Source organism: Bradyrhizobium sp. WSM471, assembly GCF_000244915.1.
Lineage (GTDB): Bacteria > Pseudomonadota > Alphaproteobacteria > Rhizobiales > Xanthobacteraceae > Bradyrhizobium.
Genome location: NZ_CM001442.1, coordinates 6,621,847 through 6,645,911 on the forward strand (window position 1 = coordinate 6,621,847; position 24,065 = coordinate 6,645,911).

Consider the following 24,065-nt stretch of genomic DNA (forward strand, 5'->3'; position numbering starts at 1 on the left):
ACGGCACGGAGGCGCGGTTTCCCGGCAAATCAGGTCATTTGGAATTCCAATTGGCGGAATCCCGCTCAGACCGGTGGTCCGCGCGTTGGGGGCGCTCTCCGGTGCCGCGATCCCCAAGGCCTCTCAGCGCAGGCCGAGCGCACGGCGGACTGCGCCAATCGGCTCCACCTTGCTGTCGCAGAAGTTTCGCTTTGCGCAGCGTTCTCCCGGAACGTTGACGACGATCGCATCCGCGCCGGCGTCCTCAGTGAGGAAACCGTGCGTCATGTGGAAACCTAGCGCGCGATAGACCTCGAACTGCTCCTCCGAGAAGAACTGGTCACCGGTGGTTTCGTGCGGGAAGGTGTCGTTGCGGCGTGCATAGTCGCGGATGTAGTCGTTCTCGTCTCCGGTCAGGGACGATTTGATGTACACGAGGTACCCCTTTTCCCCCGAGCCGTAGTCGATGGTGCCGACCGCCATGTGCGGTCCGCCCGCCGCGCGCCGGGCCGCCGGCGGGGATTTGGTTGCGTTGCACTTCATCCACTCCAGCGTCGTGTTGCGGATCGGCGTCCACGGCAGGTCGATGATGATCCCGAGATCAATGCGCGCATAACGCTGCAGCGTCACCAGGGACGAGAAATTCATCGGCGCATCGGCTTCGGCGTCAACCGCGATGATCACCTTGCAGCGTCGTCGCAACAACTCGTAGACGCCGAGATTCTCGATGTGTCCGCCGTCCGTCAGGTAGACCGCATCGGCATTCTCGTAAAGCCGGCCCGAGATCTCAGACCATAGAAACAAAGGGGTCGAGTGGTGCTGCGGCTTGTCCTTTGTCGAGACCCAGCGCGGGTTCTTCAACCAGTACCCCAGGCGTACGTTGAGGAGCGCCAGGGTCGGGGTCAGGGAGCGGATCGACCCCGAGCCCATGTTCGACGAAGCGGCGGCCCCGGAGATCGCCATCGCGGTCGCAAGATCGAGGCCCGGCGCGACCTTCTCGAATGCCGGTGTATTCGCATAACCCGTGGCCTCGCTGCCGACGTGCAGCGGCGAGAATATGAAGAAATCAGCGTTCCGTCCCCGCCGATTGGCGAAGTCGGATCCTTGGATGTTCAGGGCGGTGTTGATGATGGGATATGGCGAGGCCAGGCTGCTTTTTTTCGATGTCGTGACCGTCATTGCTCCCGCTGGATCTACGCCGTAGTCCAACTGATGTAACAGACCGCTCAGCTTCTCCTCGTCGAGCGGAAGGAAATCCCTTCCCTGGTCCAGGCTCGGCATGTTCCGCGACGGCTCCCCGTCAGCGTAGTAGAGCGGATTGAACAAGAAGGCCTTGCTGAGGCGATCACGATAGAGCCGGTGCAACGAATTGGCATTCGGCCCGAGAACCCACGACAGGCCGAACAGGGCCGAGCCCGACAAGAAGTAGAGCAGCACCATCCGCCAGCTGACACTGTTGCCGAACTGGTACTTCGACCAAGTGAATGTGCCCGGGGACTGCAATGACGCAACGGAAAACAGCCATGCGGGGATGTGCGAGATCGGTCCCACCGGCTTGGAGACGACGACCTTCGCTTCGCCATTGGTGATCTCTGCCGAGAGCTTGCGCGTCGCCGAGTCGAACCGGACATTTCCCTTGACGTCGACACCGGCCGCGGGCGGCATGGGTTGCACGCCAGCCGCTCCCCACTCCTCGATCATGGGGTATTGGCGGTAGGCGGCGTCGAGCGTCTTGTCGTTCGCGATGCCCCAATAGCAAAGATAGAGATATCCGACCCAGATCAGTAAGGGCAGCGCCAGTCCCGCGACAAGCACGGCTGCTTTCGCCGCATGGGCGAGCAGGCGTGAGCCCAGGTCGGAGGCGCCGGCGCCCTTCAGCAGGTCGGCGAATTGCTGCCGGAACAGCGTCACGGCCGCCGCAACCGGCGCGGTGATGGCCGCAAGCGATTGGACCCACTTGATTGCAACGCCCCCAACGATGCCGCCGGACTGAGCCGTGTTGGCGTCGGCGACATCGAACATCTGGGCGATCATGAAGGGCTGGAATTCGAAGAAGCAGATGGCGGCAAGCAGAACGAGATAGGTCGCGCCGACAGTCGACGGATAGCCGCGGAATTCACCTCCCTTGGTCGACGAAATCGATCGCAGCACCGCCCAGCCGAAGAAAAGCACGAGGCCGAGCAGGAGCGCTGCAAGCGAAAGGCCAAAGTGATCGACATTCAGGCAGCTGGCGATCGCGCAGATGAGTCCCATCGCAAACGCAAGACCCGCCAGGTAGCGAAACAACTCGCGCCGCCCGACTTCGAAAAGGCGCCCGACCAACAAAAGCAGCAAGGCGGCAACAAGGCCGACAAGAAAGTAGGCAGGCATCAATCCCAGGCTGGAGAGGGGACCAAGGTTGTGGGTGTCGTCGACGCTCAGCCCGAAGAAATTGGTCGTATAGAGTGACGAGCGTGCGGCGTTGGACAGGATCGTGATCACGGCAACGAGCAGTACGACCGGCAGCGTCAGGCTCAGATTGGCAACGAGCCCACGCACGACGATTGCGACGCCGGTGATCAGGTCGCGCGCGCCGGCCGGAACGAGGTAGTTCGAGTAGTTTCGGATGTGGCCCACCGCGGGCGTGTCACTGATCTCATTGGCGCTCCCGGCTCCGGGTGTCGACGTGCTTCCGAAGACGAAATTCTGCGCCCGCGTCATGGTCGCCGTGAACGAACAGCCGGTGTAACCGCCACCCGAAACGGTCGACAGATAATCGATGTGCTTGATCAGCCCGTGGTGATTGAAAGCCTGCAAGACGCCGAGGCAGATTGCGGAGGATCGGATCCCGCCGCCCGACAGCGCAAGACCGACCGTATCGATCGCCTTTTCGTCGCCAGGGTATGCGACGGGATCCATGCCCTGGGCGCGGCGGCGGTTATTGATGGCTGCGAGCTCGCGCTTGACGATCTTGCGGTGCTGCGCCCCCCACAGCTGCTGTTCCTCGACAGCCCGTGGCGGCTCCACCTTGGTGTCTGGGGCACTGATCCTGGCCATGTTCGCCTCCCTGGCCGAGCATACCACGACGATCAACAATCATAGATTGCATTGCAGATCGAACCCGTCTGCAAGAATTAGTCTTGCCCCAGGCACAAACGTTCAATGTGCAGGGCGGGATCTATGCAACCCGCTTCGCCCGTCGTCGGAACAACGCGACGCTCGGACGGCCGACCTGACCTGCTCGCTGCAGCGCCGAAGACGGTTCGGGCTCAGCCCATCGCTTCCAGTTCGTCGATCATGCCGGCGATGACGCTCAGGCCGCCGTCCCAGAACTTCGGATCCTTGGCATCGAGCCCGAACGGCCGCAGCAGTTCCGAATAATGCTTGGTGCCGCCGGCGGCGAGCATGTCGAGATAACGCTCGGCAAAGCCTTCGGCCGCGTTCTCGTAGACGGCGTAGAGCGAGTTCACGAGACAATCGCCGAACGCATAGGCGTAGACGTAGAACGGCGAATGGATGAAGTGCGGGATGTACATCCAGTAATTCTCGTAGCCCGCTTTGATCTCGATTGCCGGCCCCAGGCTCTCGCCCTGCACCGAGAGCCAGATCTCGCCGAGCCGCGTCGCGGTGAGCTCGCCATTCTTGCGTTCGGTGTGGACCGCGCGCTCGAAGGAATAGAACGCGATCTGCCGCACCACGGTGTTGATCATGTCCTCGACCTTGCCGGCGAGCAGCGCCTGGCGCTGCTTTGCGCTCCTGGTCTGCGCCAGCAGCCGCCGGAAGGTCAGCATCTCGCCGAACACGCTCGCGGTCTCCGCCAGCGTCAGCGGCGTCGGCGCCATCAACGCACCGTTCCTGGCCGCCAGCACCTGGTGAACGCCGTGACCGAGCTCATGGGCGAGCGTCATCACGTCGCGCGGCTTGCCCTGGTAGTTCATCAGCACGTAGGGGTGCGCGGACGGCGTGGTCGGATGCGAGAAGGCACCCGGCGCCTTGCCCGGGCGCACCGGCGCATCGATCCAGCGGTCGGTAAAGAAGCGCTCGGCGATGTCGGCCATCTTTGGCGAGAAGCCGCGATAGGCGGAGAGCACCATGCTTCGCGCGTCGCCCCAGCCGATCACGTCGGTCGCCGCAAAAGGCAGCGGCGCGTTGCGGTCCCAATAGGCCAGGCGCTTCCTGCCGAACCAGCGTGCCTTCAGCGCGTAGTAGCGATGCGACAATTTTGGATAGGCCGCGCGCACCGAGGCGACCAGCGCATCCACCACCTCGCGCTCGACGCGGTTGTTCAGATGCCGGGAATCCGCGACGTCCTTGAAGCCGCGCCAGCTGTCGGAGATGTCCTTGTCCTTGGCCAGCGTGTTGGTGATCAGCGCAAAGGTGCGCTCATTGGCCTTGAAGGTCTTTGCGAGCGCCTCTGCCGCGGCCTTGCGCTTGGCGCCGTCGCGGTCCTGCAACAGATTGAGCGTCGGCTCGATCGCGAGCTCCTTGGGCCCGACCTTGAAACGCAGGCTCGATATGGTCTGGTCGAACAGCCGGTTGAAAGCGGAATAGCCGGTCTGCGCCTTCTCCAGGAACAGCTGCTCGAGCTTGTCGTCGAGCTGGTACGGCTTCTCCTTGCGCAGATCCTCGATCCAGGGACGGTAGTGCGCGAGCTCGGTGGCCTGCATCGCGCGGTTCAAAATATCGTCATCGACACGATTGAGCTCGAGCGCGAAGAACAGCAGATGCGTCGATGCCGCCGTCAGGCGCTCGGAAACGTCGCCGTAAAACTTTGAAATCTTGGGGTCCACGCTGTCGCCGGCATGAACGAGGCCGGCGTACGAGCCGAGCCGGCCGGCGAGGTCGTCGATCGCCTCATAGCGTCGCACGGCTTCAGCGAGCCATTTTCCGCCATCTTCCTTTGCTGTTCCTGTTGCGAGCTTGCCTTTGTAATCCGTCTCGAACGCGACGCAATCGGCATCCATCCTTTCGAGATCGCGCGCCACTTCCGGCGCATCGATCCCGGAATAGAGGTCGGCGAGGTTCCACTCCGGAAGCTTGCCGGTCTTGCTCGCAGGCTTTGCGGGTGAAGGTTTGGAGGACTTTGCCTTGACGACGGATTTCTTGGTGGCTGGCTTGCGGAGAGCAGACTTTTTCAGAGCAGACTTTTTGAGAGCAGGCTTGGAGCGCGAATTCATTGTGTGGGAAACCTGTGTTCAACAAGCGCGACGGCGGGCGGGGGCATCAGGATTTAACAGTGCGTTAATCGGCTTCGGCCAGAGTGCCCCGATTCGAGACAGATAGTAGTAGCGTGCGGGGAACACCATGGCTGCCAGTATTTTGATCGCCGACGACGACGCTGTAGCCCGCCGGCTGGTCGAAAACATGGTGCAGAAATGCGGCTATGAGACGATCGTGGTGGATTCCGGCGACGCGGCGATCGCCGCCCTCACCGCCCCTGACGCGGCCATCGACGGCGTCATCCTCGATCTTGTGATGCCCGGCCTCGACGGCATGGGCGTGCTGGCGAAAATCCGCGAAGCGGGTCTTAGCATCCCAGTCATCGTGCAGACCGCCCATGGCGGCATCGACAATGTGATCTCGGCGATGCGCGCGGGCGCGGCCGATTTCGTGGTCAAGCCGGTTGGCCTCGAGCGGCTCCAGGTCTCTCTTCGCAACGCGCTCAATTCGTCCGCGCTCAAGGGCGAATTGCAGCGCATCCGTCACAGCCGCGAGGGCCGGCTGACCTTCTCCGACATCATCACCCGCGCCGAGGCGATGGCGGGCGTGATGCGCGCGGCGCAGAAAGCAACAAACTCATCGATCCCGGTGCTGATCGAGGGCGAGTCCGGCGTCGGCAAGGAGATGTTCGCGCGTGCCATTCATGGCAGCGGCGAGCGCAAGGCAAAGCCGTTCGTCGCGGTCAATTGCGGCGCGATCCCCGACAACCTCGTCGAATCCATCCTGTTCGGTCACGAGAAGGGTGCCTTCACCGGCGCCACCGAACGCCACACCGGCAAGTTCGTCGAAGCCCATGGCGGCACGCTGTTCCTGGACGAGGTCAGCGAGCTGCCGTTGAGCGCGCAGGTCAAGCTGCTTCGCGCGCTCCAGGAAGGAGCGGTCGAGGCGGTCGGCGCGCGCAAACCCGTGAAGGTCGACGTCCGCATCATCTCGGCGACCAATCGCAGGCTGCTTGAACGGGTCAAGCAGGGCCACTTCCGGGAAGATTTGTTCTATCGCCTGCACGTGCTGCCGCTGACGATCCCATCGCTGCGCGCCCGGCGCGAGGACATTCCGCATCTGCTCAGGCATTTCCTGGCGCGCTTTGCCGCCGAGGAGAACCGCCCCATCACCGGCGTCAGCGGCGAGGCCGTTGCGCACCTTGCCCAGCTCGATTGGCCAGGCAACATCCGCCAGCTCGAAAACGCGGTCTATCGCGCCGTGGTGATGAGCGACGGCGACCAGCTTGGCCTCGACGACTTCCCTCTGATCGCCTCGCAGCCGCATCCGGGAACAGACATTCCGACCGCGCCGCTGATGCTGGAGCCGATCGCGGCCCCCTCCGTCGTGTCGGGTAATGAAATACCGATCGCACCGCTGCCGCAAGCTGGTGCTCTCTCCATGCTGACCGCGACCGGCGACGTCCGGCCGCTGGAGGACATCGAGAACGAGATCATCCGTTTCGCGATCTCGCATTACCGCGGGCAGATGTCGGAGGTCGCCCGCCGCCTCAAAATCGGCCGGTCCACCCTCTACCGCAAACTCGATGAAGCCGGAGTTCCCGGCCATGGCGGCAAAAGCGGTGAGGAGACGCACTGAGCCCGATGCGAACGGAGGTTCGTGCAGGCGGTGCGAGACGACCGTAAGCCGTTCGCATGACGACGGAATTCGACTGCGACGTGAACCGTGACTCGACCGTGACTTGGAAGTGACAGACACAGGGAAAAGCGCGTGGCAGAAGCGCACAATCCGTTGCCAAGAGGCGTGCTTGAAGTCAGTTTGTCGTGAGTTGTCCCGGGTAGCGCTGGCTGCGAAATCGGGGCCTGTATATCGTCTGCGTAGGAATCGTTGCGTGCAGGCGTGCAACTTTCGAGAGGCCGGCGCGGTTTAGCCGAAACTCAATAGGCGATAACGAAGCTGTTCCACGGGGGACAGTTCACCCGAGGGGTGCGACACAATGCGTGACTGTTTGAACCACCGTGCAGGCTTTGACCGTGTCTTGATGACGGTCGCGGCGACCTTCCTCACGGTATCGGCCAGCTCGGCCCTGGCGCAGGATCAGGCGCGCAGCAGCGCTGCCGAACTCGCGATCGAAGCCGCGATCCCGCGCCCCGAACCCGCAAACGTCCCGCCCCCGACCGCATCCGACATCAAGCTCGACACCACCGCCACGGTGGTGGACCCTGCTAAGGAGCCCGCCAGGGAGCCCTTGAAGGCCGAATCCGCTCCCGCGCCAGACAAGGTCGAGACCAAGCCGTCCGACATCGCCACCACGCCCGCCGCCGAGCCGACGAAGAGCGAGACGGCGAAGAATGAACCCGCCAAGATCGAACCTGCCAAGGCCGACACGGCGCCCCCAACGCAGGCCGCGCCCGCCGCCGCTGCTGCTCCGGCCTCGGAGCCGGTGAAGGCCGCGAGCAACGTTCCCGCGGCCGACCAGCCGGTCGCCGACAAGCTCAAGGATATCATTGGCACCAAGACTGCGCGCTATTTCGACCGTAAGAACGAACGCGCGGCGATCGAGAAGTTTTACGGTGCACGCGACTTCGCGCCGGTCTGGACCCAGGGCGGCAGCCTGACCGCTGCGGCCAAGGGCGTGATCGCACGGCTGAAGGACGCGGCGTCCGACGGTCTCAATCCCGCCGATTACCCGCTGCCGGACTTCGCAGCCGCCACGACGCCCGATGCGCTCGCCGATGCCGAGCTCAAGCTCACCGCCAGCATGTTCGACTATGCGCGGCAGGCCCAGAGCGGCCGCATGCACTGGTCCCAGGTCAGCGGCGACATCCTCTATCCCGAGCATCCGGTCGATCCGAACGAGGTGCTCGCCAAGGTCGCGACCGCGGCGGACGCCTCCGCGGCGCTCGAGAGCTACAATCCGCCGCAAAAGCTCTACAAGGAGCTGAAGGCGAAGCTCGCGGAGCTCCGCGGCCAGGGCAACGGCCCGGTGATCGAGATCGCGGATGGTCCGACGCTGAAATACACCCCGGCCCGCAAGAGGCAGGCTGAAATCGTCGTTGAAGATTCGCGCGTGCCGCAGCTGCGCGTCAAGCTCGGCATCGCCGAGAACGCCAGCGACACCCGCTATGACGCGGCGGTCGCCGAAGCCGTGCGCAAGTTCCAGAACAGCGCCGAGCTCAAGGCGACCGGCATCCTCGACGACAAGACGGTCAAGGCGATCAACACCCCGAAGCGCGACAAGCAGATCGACGTGGTGCTGGTGAACATGGAGCGCTGGCGCTGGCTGCCGCGCGACCTGGGCGTGCCCTCGCTGGGCGACGCCTATGTCATCCTCAACATTCCCGACTACACGCTGAAGGTGATGCAGCGCGGCCAGCAGGTCTGGACCACCCGCGTTGTGACCGGCAAGCCCGGCACGCATGCGACCCCGCTGCTCACCGAGACGATGAAGTACATCACGGTCAATCCGACCTGGAACGTGCCGCCGTCGATCGTCTACAACGAATATCTGCCGGCGCTTCAGCAGGACCCGACCGTGCTCCAGCGCATGGGCCTCAAGCTCGAGCAGAACCGCGATGGTTCAGTGCACATCTCGCAGCCGCCCGGTGAAGCCAACGCGCTCGGCCGCATCCGCTTCAACTTCCCGAACAAGTTCCTGGTCTATCAGCACGACACGCCGGACAAGAACCTGTTCGCCCGGGACGAGCGCGCCTTCAGCCACGGCTGCATGCGCGTGCAGAACCCGGATCAGTACGCGTCGGTTCTGCTCAACATCGCGATGCCAAACGAGAAGTACACGCCGGAACGCATCCGCAGCATGTACGGCAAGAGCGAGATCGACTTGAAATTCCCGACCCCGATCCCGGTCAACATTACCTATCAGACCGCATTCGTGGACGATGGCGGCAAGCTGCAATTCCGCAAGGACGTCTATGGCCGCGACGCGACCATGATCAACATCCTGAAGAACGGCCGCGGCAAGGATCTCGAGAACGTCGTCGCGCACTCCCAGCCGAGCTATTCACGCCCGGCAACGACGCTGCCGAACGGCGTGCTGGCGGCCAACAATGGCGGCTCGTCCGGCCCGAATTTCTTCGAGCGGCTGTTCGGAGCGCCGACCCCGCCGCCGGCCCCGATCGGCCGCCGTCCGCAGCAGCAGCGGGTATTCACCCGCTGAGCCAGGCCGCCCCGGAAGCCTAATATCCTGAAATTCTGCAACAAGATCAGCGACCTCATCCTCTGGATGGGGTCGCTTAACGTTAACCATTCTCCACCTGAGCTCGGGCAGCGGGCGTTTTTTCGCCACACTCACCCGGTTAGGTTCGCGATCTGACTTGGTTTGGGGGCGGGAAGGTCAACCTCGAATTAACCTTCTCGCTTTAACAAAGCGTTCATCCTCTTTCGCGCGCTAACGGGGTTAGCGGGAGAGTCCATTTTGAACGCTCGTCGACTGGGTGGGCTCTAACGTGCTGACTGGTATCGCACGCCAATTCGCTGTGCTGTCGTTGTCCCATGCGGGAGTGAAGGCCGGATCCCGGATCGGCCTCGCTGCCGTATTGCTGCTTGCTGCCGCGGGTTCGGTTCATAACGCCGCCGCGCTGAACGAAACCAAGACGCTCTCCTTTCACCACACCCACTCCGGCGAAGACCTCACCGTCACCTTCAAGCGCGACGGGCGCTACGACGAACCGGCGCTGAAGCAGCTCAACCACTTCCTGCGCGATTGGCGCACCCAGGACGAGACGGTCATGGACCGTCACCTCTTCGACATTCTCTGGGAAGTCTATCGCGACGTCGATGCCAAGCAGCCGATCCAGATCATCTCCTCCTACCGCTCGCCCGCCACCAACGCCATGCTCCGCCGCCGCTCCTCCGGCGTCGCGCGCTTCAGCCAGCACATGCTGGGGCATGCGATGGACTTCTACATCCCGAACGTGCCTCTGGAGCAGATCCGCTTCGCCGGCCTGCGGCTCCAGCGCGGCGGCGTCGGCTTCTACCCGACCTCCGGCTCGCCGTTCGTGCATCTGGACACCGGCAGCATCCGGCATTGGCCGCGCATGACGCATGACCAGCTCGCCCGGGTCTTCCCGGACGGACGCACCGTCCACGTCCCGACCGACGGCACGCCGCTGAAGGGCTATGAGCTCGCCAAGGCCGAGATCGAGCGGCGCGGCAGCGGCGAGGATTCCGGCAGCAAGTCGAATTTCTTTGCCGCCCTGTTCAAGGGCAAGTCGGCTCCGGCCGCCGCGAGCAACGACGAGGATGACGAGGGCGCGCCCGCCCCGTCCGCGAAGACTGTCGCGCCGACCGTGGTCGCCGCCGCGACCAAGCCGGCCGATCCGGTGCCGACGCCACGTGCCAAGCCGTCAGTCGCAGCGACGATTCAGCTCGCCTCGGCCGATGCGCAGATGGTCGCGCTGCCCAAGTCGAAGCCGGCGCCCGTGGCTGACAAGCCGGCCGCCGGCAAATCCGCTGACGCCAAGCCCGAGACCCCCGCTGATATCATCAATGCCCGTGGCTTCTGGGACGCCCCGACTACGCCGCAGCAGGCGACGCCAGCTCAAGTGGCTGCGCTCAAGGCGCGCCAGGCGCTTGCCGCCGCCACCGATCCACAGCCGACCGCGAGCGTGTCCAACGCCGCCTATCAGGCCCTGGCCTACGCGCCGGCGTCCGCCTCCCCGGTCGACCGCGCCAATGTCGTCGCCGCCTCCGCGCCGATCCCACGCTCCGCCCGTCCCGCCGCGTCGCGCAACCTTGCGCCCGCGACCGAGATCAACACGGTGGTCGGCAAGCGCGTTGACGGCTTGGTCGCAACCGCGACCCGGCTCTCCGCAGCCAAGGGCGAAAGCATCTGGCTCAAGATCGTGATGCTGTCGCCGAGCGCCAGCCGCGCGATGTCGGTCACGCTGATGGGCGAGCTCGACATGGCCGCAATGCGCGCCTACTTCGTCAAGCCGCAGTCCGTAATCGCCATGGGTTTTGCCGACGATCCGATGCAGGGCCTGTCCTGCGACAGTTTCTCGGGCACCGCCACCGCCAAGCTCGAGACGACGTCGTTCGTCATGCGGACGGCTTCGCTGCGCTAAGGCTGATAAGCCCCACTGTTACCAAAATCTCTGTCGTCGTCCTGGCGAAGGCCAGGACCCATACCGCGTGATCCATCTGGTTCACGCGGTACGGATACCAAGCGACGAATTTTCGCCAAACTGCTCCCTGGGGTAATGGGTCCTGGCCTTCGCCAGGACGACACCGGGGCTCAGATCATCCCCAGTGCCTGCATGTAAGTCTCAAGGATCGTCTCGGCCTCGGCGCGCTCGTTCGGATCCTGCTTGCGCATGCGCACGATGGTGCGCAGCGCCTTGACGTCGTAGCCGTTGCCCTTGGCCTCGGCGAAGACGTCGCGGATGTCGTCGGAGATCGCCTTCTTCTCTTCCTCCAGCCGCTCGATGCGCTCGATGATGGACTTGAGCTGGTCCTTGGCAAATTTCGTCGCGGGCTCGTCGTCGCGGACGGCGGCGGAGGTGGCCATCTTGGTACTCCCAATAAAACTGGCAAAACGAGGTGACGCCGGCATCCTCACCGCGCGTGCTGGTAGACCCTTAGGGTTCGGACCTCTCGCGTTCAAGGCAGCATCGCGCTCGTCCACAGCGCGCCCACACCTTCCTGCGGCGTGTCGAAGAAAGCTGTTGTGTGATGCGACTCAAAGGCACCGCATATCGGGCTGCCGGCGAGGCCGTTCAGTGCCCGGGATGAACCTTCTTCATGGCATCGAGCTGCTCAGGCGAGGCCGCGCCCTGGTATTTCGCCTTCCAGGCCTCATAGGGCATACCATAGACGGCTTCCCGGCTCTCGTCCTTGCTCAAGGCGACGCCCTGGGCGTCGGCGGCGTCCTTGAGCCAGTTGGACAGGCAGTTGCGGCAGAAGCCTGCGAGATTCATCAGGTCGATGTTCTGGACGTCTGTCCGCGTCTTCAAATGATCGACCAGGCGCCGGAAAGCGGCAGCCTCGAGTTCCGTTCTGGTTTTGTCGTCGATTGCCATGGCTGGATCCCTCGGCTTTGCGAAATTGGCTGTGACCTGGATGGGTCACCCTTACGAGATCAGGTGGGGCCTGTCACAGATTTTGCCATATCGCGGCGCAAACGGGCGCGAAGCCGGCTTCAGGCAGTTCCCGGGCCCTACGCCAAATCGTCAATGATCTGATATAGCTTCCGCGACAATGATCGCCGAATCTCCCCGCTCCCGCCTTCGCCTGCTCGCCCGGTTGGTCCCGGTGCTGGTGGTTGGCTTGCTATGCTTCTGGGCCAGCCCGGCCTCCGCCGATTTCCGGCTCTGCAACAACACATCGAGCCGGGTCGGCATCGCGCTCGGCTACAAGGATGCCGAGGGCTGGACCACCGAAGGCTGGTGGAACATCTCATCGCGCTCCTGCGAGACCCTGCTGCGCGGAACGTTGGTGGCCCGCTTCTATTACATCTACGCCATCGACTATGACCGCGGCGGCGAATGGTCGGGCCAGGCCTTCATGTGCTCGCGCGACAAGGAGTTCACCATCCGCGGCACCGAGGATTGCCTTGCGCGGGGCTATGACCGGACCGGCTATTTCGAGGTCGATACCGGCGAGCAGCGGGCCTGGACGGTGCAGCTCACCGATGCCAACGAGCAGCCGTCAAAGCAGCAGCGCGTGCCCGGCCTCCCCGGCCCGGTTGGTCCGGGAGTTCCGGGTTTGCCCAATGGACCGCCCGGTGGTACGCCGCCCGCCCCGCCTGGCCTCCCGCCAGCTCCCTCGCCCCCGTCTGGAAATAAGCCATGAGGCGTCTTCGCCGTATCAAGATTCTCGCGACCCTTGGACCCGCTTCTTCGGACCTCGCGATGATCCGCCGCCTGTTCGAGGCCGGCGCTGACCTGTTCCGCATCAACATGAGCCACACCCCGCATGACAAGATGCGCGAGCTGGTGGCGACGATCCGCAACGTCGAGAGCAGCTATGGCAGGCCGATCGGCATTCTGGTCGATCTCCAGGGGCCAAAGCTCCGGCTCGGCGCCTTCGCCGAAGGCGCCGTCCAGCTCCAGAACGGCCAGACCTTCACGCTGGATTCCGACAAGGCGCCGGGCGACACCACCCGCGTCCAGCTCCCGCATCCGGAGATCCTGGCCGCGCTTCGGCCGGGCCATTCGCTGCTGCTCGACGACGGCAAGGTGCGGCTGATCGCCGAGGAGACCACGAAAGACCACGCGGTGACGCGCGTCGTGGTCGGCGGCCGGATGTCCGATCGCAAAGGCGTCAGCCTGCCCGACACCGACCTGCCGGTCTCGGCGATGACGCCGAAGGACCGCGCCGACCTCGAGGCGGCGCTGGTCACCGGCGTCGACTGGATTGCGCTGTCCTTCGTGCAGCGCGCCGACGACGTGCTCGAGGCCAAGAAGATGATCCGCGGCCGCGCCGCTGTGATGGCCAAGATCGAGAAGCCGCAGGCGATCGATCGCCTCGCCGACATCATCGACGCCTCCGACGCCCTGATGGTGGCGCGCGGCGACCTCGGCGTCGAGCTGCCGCTGGAGCGCGTGCCGAGCCTGCAGAAGCAGATGACGCGCATGGCGCGGCGCGCCGGCAAGCCGGTGGTGATCGCAACCCAGATGCTGGAATCGATGATCCAGTCGCCGGTGCCGACCCGCGCCGAGGTTTCCGACGTCGCCACCGCCGTCTACGAAGGGGCCGACGCCATCATGCTGTCGGCGGAATCGGCGGCCGGAAAATTCCCGGTCGAGGCCGTCTCGACCATGAATCGCATCGGCGAGGAGGTCGAGCGCGACCCGATCTATCGCTCGGTCATCACCGCACAGCGCCCCGCCCCGGAAGCCACTGCCGGCGATGCCATCGCGGACGCCGCGCGGCAGATCGCCGAGACGCTCGACCTGCCGGCCCTGATCTGCTGGACCAGCTCGGGATCGACCGCGGTGCGCGTGGCGCGCGAGCGGCCGAAGCCGCCGATCGTGGCGATCACGCCGAACGTCGCGGCGGGACGCCGGCTGTCGGTCGTCTGGGGCGTGCATTGCGTGGTGGCGGAAGATGCGCGCGACCAGGACGACATGGTGAGCCGCGCCGGCCAGATCGCGTTCCGCGACGGCTTTGTCCGGGCGGGCCAGCGCGTGATCATCGTCGCCGGCGTGCCGCTCGGCATCCCCGGCACCACCAACATGGTGCGCATCGCCTCGGTCGGCCCCGAGGGCGAAGCGAATATCTAGGCCCGCCGGCACGCGGCAAACAAAAAATGTCGAAAACAACCCCATGCACAGTAGCCGGCGGGTCCGGCGAAAATGCTGGGGTTTTTCGCAAAGGCGAGCTCGGGCAACGGCTTGGGCGCGATCAGGTCGGCCGGTCGATCAGGCGGACGTTTTAGGCCCCAACCAGCGCTTTCGCCGCCGGCAGCAGCGTCTGCTGCACGACGAGACCCCTGGCGCGGGCGTCCATGACGCCGACCGCACGGAGCGCCAGCAGCGTCACGGTCTGCACGGCATCGCGCATCCTGGCGGGATCGTCGAGATTGTCCGGCGCAAGCGGTCCGACCAAGGCCTCGTGCAAGGCGCCGAGCAGCGCGGTGGCGGCGAGCGCGGTGTCCTGCGCCGGCAGGTGGCCGGCGCGCACGGCGGCGTCGATCCGCGAGGCCATCTCGCCCGCGATCTCGCGCCGGCTGGCAAGGCGTGAAGCGCTGACATCGACATCGACCGGCTCGGCCAGGATGCCCCAGGCGAGCCTGCGCTGCGACAGGGTATGCACCGCCACGGTGGTCACCGCCGCCGCCAGCGCCGAGGACGGCCCCGGCGCGGCATCGGCTGCTCGCCGGATCGCCGTGAGCTCGTCGCGGGAGACTTCGGCGATCAACTCGGAGATCAAATCGGCCTTGGAGGGGAAGTAGCGGTAGACCGTGCCCGCTGCGACGCTGGCGCGAACGGCGACCGGCGCAATCTGCACCGCCGCCATCCCGCCTTCCGCCGCCGCCTCCCGCGCCGCCGCCAGTATCGCGCTGCGCCGGGCTGCAAGGCGCTTCACCACTTGATGCGTTCGCCGATAAACCATGGCGCGCTTCCTGTCCCACACGCCGGCCGCACGCCCTGCGGCCGAACGCTTCGTCACTGATATCGCAAATCGCCCCGCAAGGACTGAACAACTATTCAGAGTGGATGACAAGGTGCAAATGCATGAAGCGTCACGCCAAAATTAGCTGCGAGCTCAAACAGCTAAAAACGCGGCGAACTGCTTTGGTGAAGGGGTAACCACGATCGTTACCCCCATCTTAAACCTGCTCCGCGACTGTGCTGCGGTATTGCGATCCCACCTCGGTGCAGCATGGTCGACACGGACGCCCGGACCGCCTGGCAGCTCTTCCACCTGAACTGGCTTCCCATCGCAGCCATGGGCAGCCTGCTGGCGCTGGGCCTCCCCTTCACCGGCCTGAGCCTCGAACCGGTCGCCTATGGCGTGACGCTGGCAGTCGCTGCAGTCCTGCTCGCGCTGGCCTATGGCCACCGCATCGTCAAAGGCGAGCTTGCCGACCCGAAGCTGCTGTTTTCGCTCGGAACCATCGCACAGATCATTCTCACCTGCGCCATCGTCGGACCGCTCAGCTATGTCGCGGCCAAGCTGAACTGGCCGCTGCAGGATCAGGCGCTGCTTGCGATCGACCGTGCACTCGGGCTCGATCCCGAACCGATCGCGCGATACGTCAACGACCATCCCTGGCTCGCGGACTGCCTGGCTCGCGGATACGGGTTGATCAAATTGCCGCTGCTCGGCATTCCAATCGTGCTGGCGCTGACGGCGCACTATATGCGGCTGCAATTGTTCATGCTCGCGATGAGCCTCGCGCTCGCGGTCACCATCGCGATCTCCGCCGTCGTGCCCGCGATCGGCACCTATTGGGGGCTGCAGCTGTCCGCCGCGCATTTTCCCGAAATCAACACCGCGGTCTATGCCGGGCAGTTGCGCGACATCCTCGCGCTTCGCGACGGTAGCCTGCACGAGCTCCGGTTGTTCTTCCTCGCCGGCATTGTCTCGTTTCCGAGCTTCCACGCCGCATCCGCCGTGCTCTACATGTGGGCGCTGTGGCCGGTGCGCGGCCTCGGCGGCATCGCGGCCGCGCTCAATCTGCTGATGATTGCGGCAACACCAGTGATCGGTGCGCATTATGTCATCGACCTCGCCGGCGGAATCGCAGTCGCCGCAGCGTCGATCTGGGCGGCGAAATTCTATCTCGAATGGCACCGCCGCGCGCAGCAAACGTCTGCCGCGCCTGCGCCGTCGCCGGTCTGGCAGACCGGCCTCGCGGAATGACAGCCGGCAAGTTGCCCTAGGGTCCGCGCGCAGCGCCGTGCCCACCAGCAACTTTCAATTTCAATGTTCTCGACGGTGGGTACGCCTGCGCTCTTGGAGCCGCGGCAGGCGCTTTGCCGCCCCACAAGCTCGCTGCAGCTTGGCGACCTCAGATCAGGAAATCGTCGGCCAAAACAAAAAGAGCCCCGTCAAGGACGGGGCTCTCTGAATTCGCGATTCGTCCAGCCTTACTTGAGGCTGCTCGAGATCGAGGTGAACTTGGCGTTCAACGTGGTGCCCAGGTTATTGACGACAGTGATGATCGCCAGCGCGATGCCGGCGGCGATCAGACCGTATTCAATGGCGGTGGCGCCGGATTCATCCTTCGCAAAACGCGCAACGAGGTTCTTCATAAAGAGCTCCAAATGAGTACACGAGGCTACAACTGATCTGGTCCTTTTGGCTTCCCAGCGCCGCTTGACCATGGAACCGAACGTAGTGGCAAAGAATTGCGCCGCAGTTAATTCGACTGCGGAAACACAGAGCGGTTTGCGTGTATTCGTCGATGGTAAACCGAAATCTAAAACGATCCGTTAAATTGTTGAGACATCAAGCCGGCCCGGCCTCACCGGTTTACCCGGAATTATGACCGCCGTGGTCCAATGTCGATCGCTCGGCACAACGACAAAAACACCAGGACGACGAGGCGGCATGTCCCTTTCCTTTGCCAACAGCATCACCGTGCAGGGTCGTGCGCGAGCGCTGGTGCCGCTATGCGTCGGTGCGGGCGCCTATCTCTTCTTCGTGTATGTCGGCGACACGCTGCTTCAGGACTCCGACTCGCTCTGGCAGATCAAGATCGGACAATGGATCCTGGATCACCACGCGCTTCCCTACACGGACTTCTATTCCTTCACCCGACCGGGGGCGCCCTGGGTTTCGACCTCATGGCTGTCGCAGGTGCTGTTCGCCCTCTCCTATGCGCAATGGGATTGGGCCGGCCCCGTGATCCTCACCGCGCTTGCGGTCGCATTGTCGGCGGCGATGCTGGTCGGTCTGCTCGAGGCCCATCTGGAAATTCCGCGCGCGGTCCTGTTCGCGATGTTCGCGCTCTTGCTGTCGCTGCACCATATTCTGGCGCGGCCGCACATGCTGGCGCTGCCCGTGATGATCGCGTGGGTCGGCGTGTTGATGGCCGCAGCCGACCGCAAGGGCGCCCCGTCATGGTACTGGCTGCCGCTGATGTCCCTGTGGTCGAACCTGCATGGCGGCTTCGTGCTGGGCCTGGCGCTGATCGGCCCGATGTCGTTTGTGGCGCTCTGGGGCATGGAATCCGGCAAGCAGGTCCGGCTGCTGTCGCGCTGGTTCCTGTTCGGTGTTGCGGCACTCGCTGCAAGCTGCGTCACGCCCTATGGCTGGCGCACATTGCTCGGCGCGATCAACATCCTCAATCTCGGCGAGCTGCTGACGATCATCTCCGAGTGGTCGCCCGCGAGCTTCGCATCCTTCAATGCGTTCGAAGGCGCGCTGTTCGGCCTGATCGCACTCGGGCTGTATCGCGGCCTGACGCTCTCGCCGCCGCGCATTCTTCTGATCCTGCTTCTGACCTGGATGGCGCTCACCCACGTCAGGAGCATCGAGGCCTTTGCCTTCCTGGTGCCGCTGGTGCTGGCCAAGCCCCTCGGCGAACGGTCTGCGCTGCCGCAGCCTGGCATGCAGGGCGGCGAGAGTTGGGCTGCCCGCTACGTCACCGCAACCGGCGCGCTGATGATCGTGGCCGCGGGCTGGACCTCGACCTCACTTTACATGGCGCATCACCGCTTCACCTTCACGATGGATCAGACACCGGTCGCCGCTGTCGATCTGCTCGAGAAACGCAAGGCGCAGCGCATCTTCAACGCCTACCGGTTCGGCGGCTATCTGATCTCGCGTGACATCCCGGTCTTCATCGACGGCCGCGCCGAGCTCTACGGCGAAACCTTCGCCATGGACGTCTTCAAGGCCGTGGAGCTCAAGAAGCTCGACACTCTGACGCGGCTGCTCGACGCGTACAAGATCGACGCCACGCTCATGGTCCCGGACGCGCCGGCCGCCCAGGTGCTGGACCACATCAAGGGCTGGAAGCGGCTCTACGCCGACGACATCGCCGTGATCCACGTGCGAACCGGCGGCACAGAGGCCGGCGCGACGCCGGAAGCGGAGTCCTCGAAGGAAACCGTCAAGTGAGCGCGTCCGCTCAACAGCCGATATCCGGTCCATCGCGCCGCTGGATCGGAATTCCCGTCGTGATGCTGCCAGCGTTTTCGATCGCAACGCTCTTCGCCTGGGGCGTCCTGATCTCCACCTTCACGCATCCCGGCTGGATCGGGCTGAACCACGTCGCCCCCGGAACCGACTGGATGGTGTTTTACGGCGCCGTCAGATCGTTGCTCGCCGGCAATCTTGCGCTGGTCATCGATGGCGACGCATTCACGGCCCATCTCAACCAGTCGTTCGCATCATGGCTCTCGGTGCCTCTGGAGTTCCGGCCATGGTTCTATCCGCCCAGCTTCCTCGTTCTGCTGCTGCCATTCGCGTCGCTTGGCTTCATCGGCTCCTATGTCGCATTCCAGGCCGCGACCGCGGGCTTTCTGGCCTGGGCCCTTCGCAACCGGGCGGATCAGCCGCAACTGACGCCCTACATCATCGCGGCTGCGCTAGTCTCGCCATCGGCGTCTCTCAACCTGGCCGATGGACAATGCGCTTTTCTCGTTGCCGCACTGCTGGTCACGGGCGTCAGGCTGCTCGGACCGCGACCGCTCCTTGCCGGGGCAATCCTCGGGCTGCTGAGTTTCAAGCCGCAATTCTTCCTGCTCGTCCCCTTCGCGCTGGTGGGGGCGCGCCGTTATGGCAGCCTGTGCGCTGCTGCATGCTCGGCATTCGCATTGGCGGCTGCAAGTGCCATGATTTTTGGCGTCGAGTTGTGGCTCTGGTGGATACCGCAGGCATACAACAATCTGGTCAGCCCCGACGCGAAATGGCTGGCCTATGGCCGCATCTGGGGTCACAGCGTGTGGGCCTGCGCGATGCTGCTGGGCCTGCCGGAGCGGCTGGCCTCCATCCTGCAGCTGGCCGCGATCCTCTCGAGCGCGGCGGCGACATTCGCGGCCTTTCGCTCCTCGCTCAGTACCAACAACAAGCTGATCGTACTGCTTGCGGCAACGGTGCTGGCGGCCCCGCATTCGGGCCCCTATGACGCGACGCTGCTGACCGTCGCCGTCGTGCTGTGGCTTGCCGCATCGATCGATGCTCCACGCTTTCGCGACTGGCTGATCGGGCTCGGCATCTGGATGGTGCCGTTGCTCAGCCCGGCGGTGTATATTCCGGCGGGACGACTATCGCCGCTCCTCATCGTCGCTCTCATCGGCGTCGTCTTCAGCGCGTTGCGCAGTCCGGCGGCGTCTGGCGAGCCGGCAACGTCGCCGCATTCCTGAATCCAATCTAGGGCTGGCGATGCCGGCGCCGAAGTGTTGACGAAAATTCCAGAGCGTGTGCCCACCACTTCTAGCGTGATTGCCTCGAGATCGTGGGCGCGGCGCTTAGGCGCCCTTTGCCTGCCCTAGTTCTGAGTTTCAACTGCATCAAAATCGTCATCGCGAGCGCAGCGAAGCAATCTGGACTGTCACCGCGGAACGATTCTGGATTGCTTCGCTGCGCTCGCGATGACGGGGCGCTGAGTTGGCACCACCCACAAATCACCATCGCCAACAAAAAACGCGGCGTTTCCGCCGCGTTTTTCAATTCAATCTGCCGCTCTCGATTACGCCTGCGGCTGCGGCTCCAGGCCGGGATCCGGATCGGGTCGCGGGCGCGACTTGCCGGCCGGCGGCACGGCCGAGGCGCGCGGCGTGGTCGGCTCGAGCACGGATTCGCGGTTCGGCTTCTTGCCCTTGAGCAGGTCGATGATCTCGTCGCCGGAGAGCGTTTCGAATTCCAGCAGGCCCTTGGCGAGAGCTTCGAGATCGGCGCGCTTCTCGGTGAGAATACGCGTCGCCTCGTTGTAGCCTTCTTCGACGAAGCGCCGGATCTCGGTATCGATCTTCTGAACCGTCGCTTCCGATGCGTTCTGGGTGCGCGACACCGACATGCCCAGGAAAACCTCGTCCTGGTTCTCGCCGTAGGACACGGTGCCGAGCGCCTCGGACAGGCCCCAGCGCGTCACCATCATGCGCGCCAGACGCGTCGCCTGTTCGATGTCGGACGACGCGCCCGAAGTCACCTTCTCGCGGCCGAAGATGAGCTCTTCGGCGACGCGGCCACCCATCATGATGGCAAGGCGCGAGGTCATCTGCTCCAGCGACATCGACAGCTTGTCGCGCTCGGGCAGCTGCATGACCATACCCAGCGCACGCCCGCGCGGAATGATGGTCGCCTTGTGGATCGGATCGGTCGCGACGACGTTGAGGCCGACGATGGCGTGCCCGCCCTCGTGATAGGCCGTCAGCAGCTTCTCTTCCTCGGTCATGACGAGCGACTTGCGCTCGGCGCCCATCATCACCTTGTCCTTGGCTTCCTCGAACTCGGCCTGGGTCACCATCCGCTTGTTGCGGCGGGCGGCGGTGAGCGCGGCTTCGTTGACGAGGTTCATCAGGTCGGCGCCGGAGAAGCCCGGGGTGCCGCGCGCGATGGTCTTGAGGTTGATATCCGGCGCCAGCGGCACCTTGCGGACGTGGACCTTGAGGATCTGCTCGCGGCCGACGACGTCCGGGTTGGGCACCACGACCTGACGGTCGAAGCGGCCGGGACGCAGCAGCGCGGGATCGAGCACGTCGGGACGGTTGGTCGCGGCGATCAGGATCACGCCCTCGTTGGCCTCGAAGCCGTCCATCTCGACCAGCAACTGGTTCAGCGTCTGCTCGCGCTCGTCATTGCCGCCGCCGAGGCCGGCGCCACGGTGACGACCGACGGCGTCGATTTCGTCGATGAAGATGATGCAGGGCGCGTTCTTCTTGGCCTGCTCGAACATGTCGCGGACGCGGCTGGCGCCGACACCGACGAACATCTCGACGAAGTCCGAACCCGAAATGGTGAAGAACGGCACGTTGGCTTCGCCCGCGACCGCACGCGCGATCAGGGTCTTGCCGGTGCCGGGAGGGCCGACCAGCAGCACGCCGCGCGGAATGCGGCCGCCGAGGCGCTGGAATTTGCCGGGGTCGCGCAGGAATTCGACAATCTCCTGCAGGTCCTGCTTGGCTTCGTCGACGCCCGCGACGTCCTCGAAGGTGACGCGGCCATGCGCTTCAGTCAGCATCTTTGCGCGCGACTTGCCGAAGCCCATCGCCTTGCCGGCGCCGCCCTGCATCTGCCGCGACAGGAAGATCCACACGCCGATCAGCGCGATGAAGGGCAGCCAGGAGACCAGCAGCGAGACGAACCACGGCACGTTGTCGCCGGGCGGCTTCGCGGTGATCTGCACCTTGCTGTCATAGAGGCGCTTCACGAGCGTCGGATCGCTCGGCGCATAGGTCTGGAAGCTCGAGCCGTTGGTGAAGGTGCCGTGAATGTCCGGCCCCTGAATCACGACGTCGCGCACATTGCCGCGGTCAACCTCGCTCAAGAGCTGGGAGAAGGCGATGTCCTGCGAGGAGGCGCGCTGACCCGGATTCTGGAAGAGCGTGAACAACGCCAACAGCAGCAGGACAATGATGACCCAGAGGGCGAAATTGCGCAGATTGGCGTTCATCGATCTTCCTTCGTGGTCGCGCGGATCGCGGCCTGAGCCTTGGGCAGTTATTTGGGCAGCGCGAGGAAATCCCCAAGGAATCCTCTCGGTTAGACGGATACAATCTAGGTGTCGCTCCGGTCGCTGCCAAGGGAACGAGATGGGACTATTTAGCCCATCTTAGTCCGATTCCCGCTGAAATAATGGCGCCCGGATCCGGGTTTTTCCTGCCTGGTTAAGGTGTCCTCACGGCGCGGTCGCGAAACGAGCCGGTGCCATGATCCGCCCTTATCCACCCTTGATCAACCCTCGATCAACCCATGATCAACTCTTGCGCCGGGCCGGCGCCGGCGCGATGCGGATACGTCCCCCGGCAAGGCTGATCAAGGCTCCCGCAAGCGTCTGCTTCAGGGCCGGCCGGCCATTTGCGGGTGCGCGGGGACGTGCGGCAATGGCCTGATCGAGCACGGCCAGGAGGGATTCGACCTTGCCGAGTTCCGCCGGTCCCTCATGCCCGAACGCGTTGATGGCTCGCAGCAGGATCCGCAGCCGGACCTCATCCGGCAGGGCGGCAAACACGGGGGCCTCGAAGCTTCGAACGCCGGCCTGCGGCGCATCGCCGCGATCCCGCAAACGGAGGAAGCGCTCGGCTCCATCGGTCAGCACCTCGACGGCCGCATTGGCGCGCGCCAGCCTTGCCGCGAGCCGAGCCAGGCTGCGGGCATCACCGCCCTCCGCCGCGAGCTGCGGCAGCAGCGCACGCAGCCGGGGACGGGTAAAGGCCGCGTCGTGGTTGGTGGGATCGTCGGCAAAGCCGATCTTTGCCCGCTTCAAGGTCGCGATCAGCTGCGACTTCGGAACATCCAGCAGTGGACGCGCAAGAACGACGCCGTCGCGCTCGGTGAGACGGGCCATCGCCGACAGCCCGGCTAATCCGCTGCCGCGGACAAGCCGCATCAACAGGGTCTCGGCCTGATCGTCGCGGGTGTGGGCGGTCAGCACGTGGCTCGCACCGGCGACGCGCGCGGCCTGCACAAGCAGGCGGTAGCGGGCTTCGCGCGCGGCGGCCGGCAGTCCCGTTTTCGGCTTTGCCCCGCGCCAGCGCACAGTCCGGTGCGGCAAGCCAAGCCCGGTGGCGAGACGCTTGACCTCGCGCGCCTCGCGCGCCGCCTCCGGCCGCAAGCCGTGGTCGATGGTGACGACGGTGAGACGCGGGCCGCGCGCCAGGCTGCGATGCCAGCGCGCCGCAAGCCACATCAGCGCCACCGAGTCGGGCCCGCCGGAGACCGCGAGCAGCAGTCCCTGCGCGCCCTTCAGGCCTGCGAAGAGGCGCTTGGCCTCACGCGCCGAGATCGGTGAATTGTCCTTTGACATGACGCTGCAATCGTCCGCGGATGGACCGACTATTTAGCGCAGCGCCATCAATCTTGTCAGGATCAATCGCGGCCGGTCAGCACTTCACCCGCTTCTGCTCGCGGTCGACCGCGGCTTTGACGCCGGCGGAAGCGCGCGGATATTTGCGGCCGACTTCGCCGAAGGCGGCGCACGCGGCCTCCTTCTCCTTCAGCGCGGCCAGCGACTGGCCGAGCCGCAGCAGGGCATCCGGCGCCTTGGCGGATTTGTCGTATTTGGTGGTGACGGCGAGGAAGGCTTCCGCGGAGTCGCGATATTGCTGGCGCTGGAAATAGCTCTCGCCGAGCCAGTATTGCGCGTCGCCGAGCAGCGGATCGCTCGGATATTTCTGCGAAAAATTCTTCATGGTCTGCTCGGCCAGCGCATAGTCCTTGCGCTGCATGTAGCCGATGCCGAGGTCGAATTCGTCGCGCGGCGTGGCCGAGGGCGGCAGCGTCGTCAGCGCCGGGGCGCCTGATGGCGCGGGAGAGCCGGACGGGGCCGGCGGATAGCCGGGCTGTGCTGCCGGCGGCACGCCTTGCTG

The 24,065-nt window shown here is 64.7% G+C and carries 17 protein-coding genes; 8 read left to right on the top strand and 9 right to left on the bottom strand.

The window, feature by feature from the left end; all coding sequences use genetic code 11:
• Nucleotides 1–123: 123 nt before the first annotated feature.
• Entirely contained in the window at nt 124–3,015 is a 2,892-nt protein-coding gene (locus BRA471DRAFT_RS30215; RefSeq protein WP_007614233.1) for a cell division protein, read from the bottom strand.
• 212 nt (nt 3,016–3,227) lie between these two features.
• Entirely contained in the window at nt 3,228–5,135 is a 1,908-nt protein-coding gene (locus BRA471DRAFT_RS30220; RefSeq protein ID WP_007614235.1) for a M3 family oligoendopeptidase, read from the bottom strand.
• Nucleotides 5,136–5,262: 127 nt separating this feature from the next.
• Between BRA471DRAFT_RS30220 and BRA471DRAFT_RS30225 the strand changes: the two genes are divergently transcribed.
• From BRA471DRAFT_RS30225 to BRA471DRAFT_RS30235, 3 genes are all read left to right on the top strand, one after another.
• Nucleotides 5,263–6,756 (top strand): sigma-54 dependent transcriptional regulator, encoded by a 1,494-nt coding sequence (locus BRA471DRAFT_RS30225; RefSeq protein ID WP_007614237.1) that lies wholly within the window; start codon nt 5,263–5,265, stop codon nt 6,754–6,756.
• A gap of 358 nt (nt 6,757–7,114) precedes the next feature.
• Nucleotides 7,115–9,295, top strand: a complete 2,181-nt coding sequence (locus tag BRA471DRAFT_RS30230; protein WP_007614239.1) for a murein L,D-transpeptidase — start codon at nt 7,115–7,117, stop codon at nt 9,293–9,295.
• A gap of 289 nt (nt 9,296–9,584) precedes the next feature.
• A complete protein-coding gene (locus BRA471DRAFT_RS30235; protein ID WP_007614241.1) occupies nt 9,585–11,204 on the top strand; it encodes a DUF882 domain-containing protein in 1,620 nt (539 codons plus the stop codon).
• Between the two features lie 170 nt (nt 11,205–11,374).
• On the opposite strand, the gene BRA471DRAFT_RS30240 is transcribed toward BRA471DRAFT_RS30235, so the two are convergent.
• Nucleotides 11,375–11,647 (bottom strand): DUF2312 domain-containing protein, encoded by a 273-nt coding sequence (locus BRA471DRAFT_RS30240; RefSeq protein WP_007596286.1) that lies wholly within the window; start codon nt 11,645–11,647, stop codon nt 11,375–11,377.
• A 208-nt stretch (nt 11,648–11,855) separates the two neighbouring features.
• Nucleotides 11,856–12,158: a DUF1244 domain-containing protein gene (locus BRA471DRAFT_RS30245; protein ID WP_007614243.1), complete on the bottom strand. Its 303-nt coding sequence runs from the start codon at nt 12,156–12,158 to the stop codon at nt 11,856–11,858.
• Nucleotides 12,159–12,336: 178 nt separating this feature from the next.
• On the opposite strand from BRA471DRAFT_RS30245, the gene BRA471DRAFT_RS30250 reads away from it, so the two are divergent.
• Nucleotides 12,337–12,930, top strand: a complete 594-nt coding sequence (locus tag BRA471DRAFT_RS30250) for a DUF1036 domain-containing protein (RefSeq protein WP_007614248.1) — start codon at nt 12,337–12,339, stop codon at nt 12,928–12,930.
• The gene (gene pyk, locus BRA471DRAFT_RS30255) at nt 12,927–14,363 is read left to right on the top strand and encodes a pyruvate kinase (protein ID WP_007614251.1); all 1,437 of its coding nucleotides are present in this window, start codon (nt 12,927–12,929) and stop codon (nt 14,361–14,363) included. Before BRA471DRAFT_RS30250 ends, pyk begins: the two co-directional genes overlap by 4 nt.
• Before the next feature lie 151 nt (nt 14,364–14,514).
• Here pyk and BRA471DRAFT_RS30260 read toward each other — a convergent pair whose 3' ends face one another.
• A complete protein-coding gene (locus tag BRA471DRAFT_RS30260; RefSeq protein WP_007614253.1) occupies nt 14,515–15,195 on the bottom strand; it encodes a TetR family transcriptional regulator in 681 nt (226 codons plus the stop codon).
• Between the two features lie 270 nt (nt 15,196–15,465).
• Here BRA471DRAFT_RS30260 and BRA471DRAFT_RS30265 point away from each other — a divergent pair, with 270 nt between their 5' ends.
• Nucleotides 15,466–16,449, top strand: a complete 984-nt coding sequence (locus BRA471DRAFT_RS30265) for a phosphatase PAP2 family protein (protein WP_007614254.1) — start codon at nt 15,466–15,468, stop codon at nt 16,447–16,449.
• A gap of 227 nt (nt 16,450–16,676) precedes the next feature.
• Here BRA471DRAFT_RS30265 and BRA471DRAFT_RS30270 read toward each other — a convergent pair whose 3' ends face one another.
• On the bottom strand, nt 16,677–16,841 hold the full coding sequence (locus BRA471DRAFT_RS30270) for a Flp family type IVb pilin (RefSeq protein ID WP_007614256.1): 165 nt from the start codon (nt 16,839–16,841) through the stop codon (nt 16,677–16,679).
• A gap of 298 nt (nt 16,842–17,139) precedes the next feature.
• Between BRA471DRAFT_RS30270 and BRA471DRAFT_RS30275 the strand changes: the two genes are divergently transcribed.
• Both BRA471DRAFT_RS30275 and BRA471DRAFT_RS30280 read left to right on the top strand, forming a co-directional pair.
• Entirely contained in the window at nt 17,140–18,654 is a 1,515-nt protein-coding gene (locus BRA471DRAFT_RS30275; protein ID WP_007614258.1) for a hypothetical protein, read from the top strand.
• Entirely contained in the window at nt 18,651–19,901 is a 1,251-nt protein-coding gene (locus BRA471DRAFT_RS30280; RefSeq protein ID WP_231170989.1) for a glycosyltransferase family 87 protein, read from the top strand. The genes BRA471DRAFT_RS30275 and BRA471DRAFT_RS30280 overlap by 4 nt, the downstream gene beginning before the upstream one ends.
• Before the next feature lie 326 nt (nt 19,902–20,227).
• Here BRA471DRAFT_RS30280 and ftsH read toward each other — a convergent pair whose 3' ends face one another.
• The 3 genes from ftsH to ybgF form a co-directional block, all read right to left on the bottom strand.
• Complete coding sequence (gene ftsH / locus BRA471DRAFT_RS30285; RefSeq protein ID WP_007596301.1) at nt 20,228–22,150, bottom strand: ATP-dependent zinc metalloprotease FtsH; 1,923 nt, start codon at nt 22,148–22,150, stop codon at nt 20,228–20,230.
• A 303-nt stretch (nt 22,151–22,453) separates the two neighbouring features.
• The gene (tilS, locus tag BRA471DRAFT_RS30290; protein ID WP_007614260.1) at nt 22,454–23,503 is read right to left on the bottom strand and encodes a tRNA lysidine(34) synthetase TilS; all 1,050 of its coding nucleotides are present in this window, start codon (nt 23,501–23,503) and stop codon (nt 22,454–22,456) included.
• Nucleotides 23,504–23,579: 76 nt separating this feature from the next.
• The coding region (gene ybgF, locus BRA471DRAFT_RS35950; RefSeq protein ID WP_007614261.1) for a tol-pal system protein YbgF at nt 23,580–24,065 on the bottom strand (486 nt) is incomplete at its 5' end.